This is a genomic window from Acinetobacter sp. R933-2, assembly GCF_030325485.1.
GTDB classification, from domain to species: domain Bacteria; phylum Pseudomonadota; class Gammaproteobacteria; order Pseudomonadales; family Moraxellaceae; genus Acinetobacter; species Acinetobacter sichuanensis.
In genome coordinates this window covers 1-999 of sequence record NZ_JACAIJ010000057.1, presented here as the reverse complement: position 1 = coordinate 999, position 999 = coordinate 1, and the positions used below count along the sequence as shown (strand labels likewise).

At 35.8% G+C, this 999-nt stretch carries 2 protein-coding genes; both read right to left on the bottom strand.

What is annotated here, in order from left to right:
* Positions 1-255: 255 nt before the first annotated feature.
* Entirely contained in the window at positions 256-741 is a 486-nt protein-coding gene (locus HX005_RS19550) for a ferritin family protein (protein WP_006581703.1), read from the bottom strand.
* A 37-nt stretch (positions 742-778) separates the two neighbouring features.
* Entirely contained in the window at positions 779-907 is a 129-nt protein-coding gene (locus HX005_RS19545) for a hypothetical protein (protein ID WP_032073144.1), read from the bottom strand.
* Positions 908-999 lie beyond the last annotated feature (92 nt).

Genomic DNA, 999 nt, shown 5'->3' with positions numbered 1-999 from the left:
TTAAGGAAATTTTGGCAATTTTAAGAAAGCAGAATCCTGATAGGATAAGGGTTCTGTGAAATTTGTCGTGTACAGAGTATAATAATAATAATCGAGCATGAGTCTCATACGGATGCTCGGGTCGAAAGGGAATCCCCAGGCGAGTAACCTGTTTGCGGTGATCCATTAGCTGCAGGAGCAGAAGAGCATACATCTGGAAGCAAAGCCAGGAAAGCGGCCTATGGAGCTGTGCGGCAGCGCTCAGTAGGCAATTTTTCAAAATATTGTTAAGCCTTTTCTGAGCATGGTATTTTTCATGGTATTACCAATTAGCAGGAAAATAAGCCATTGAATATAAAAGATAAAAATGTCTTGTTTACAATAAAGTGGGAGTAGTAATTTCGTTACTTTGTTTAGAATTTCTTCAGAAATATTTCTTAATAAATCGTGTTTTTCAACAAGCGTAAAATTACTTTCTAAAATCTCTTGTTGTTTAGCTCGAGTTTGGGTATAAGCCCCATAATAAAATTGACGAGGATCTTTAAGCACGTACCAATCTTTCATTTGGATTACAGTACGGCCCTTATCGTAAAGATCAAATTCAGGCTGCCATAAAGGTTTGTAATGAAAATTAATTTCTTCCTGAATATCGTAGGTCGCTTCTTGATAACGTGAAGCTGGTTTATCACCAAATCTTTTTTCAATATAAGCATAAGTATTTCTTAAAGGCTTAACTGAAGATGTTTTAATATCAATTTGCATATAAATCTTCCTGATTTTTTAATAAAGACTAGAGTTTTTATTCTCTAATACCGGCCTGTCCAAATCGCCACTTCATGCGGTCATATTCAATCTTTGCAAAATCATCCGTACTTAGGTGCTGTACTTGATGGTGTGCGCAGAATTCTTCAAAAGCCTTGACTGGCATAATCATTTCTACAGCTATAGTCAAACTACTTTATTATTCATACAAGATTCGAAAAAAACTCGAAATAACTCATCGACTGAGTCGATCAACCA

What these genes read in the sequence shown, in the direction of transcription:
- HX005_RS19550 (WP_006581703.1), bottom strand. Translation starts at nt 741, where the DNA reads ATGCAAATTGATATTAAAACATCTTCAGTTAAGCCTTTAAGAAATACT.
- HX005_RS19545 (WP_032073144.1), bottom strand. Translation starts at nt 907, where the DNA reads ATGCCAGTCAAGGCTTTTGAAGAATTCTGCGCACACCATCAAGTACAG.